Source organism: Aerococcus sp. HMSC23C02, assembly GCF_001806805.1.
GTDB classification, from domain to species: Bacteria; Bacillota; Bacilli; order Lactobacillales; family Aerococcaceae; genus Aerococcus; species Aerococcus sanguinicola.
In genome coordinates, this window is the sequence record NZ_KV786043.1 from 321,214 (window position 1) to 321,419 (window position 206).

1 tRNA gene is annotated in these 206 nt (G+C 47.6%); it reads left to right on the top strand.

The window, feature by feature from the left end:
- Nucleotides 1-65: 65 nt before the first annotated feature.
- Nucleotides 66-152 (top strand) — tRNA-Ser (locus HMPREF3090_RS02880).
- Nucleotides 153-206: the final 54 nt, after the last annotated feature.

The window sequence follows — 206 nt, forward strand, 5'->3', positions numbered from 1 at the left end:
AGATGTCGTAGGTTCGAGTCCTACTTGCGGAGTTGGTGAGTGAGGATAATCCTGCAATCCAGCCTGGAGAGTTGTCCGAGAGGCCGAAGGAGCATGATTGGAAATCATGTAAACGGGAAACTGTTTCAAGGGTTCGAATCCCTTACTCTCCGTAACATTTAAATATTAAGTGTATTGGCCCGTTGGTCAAGCGGTTAAGACACCGC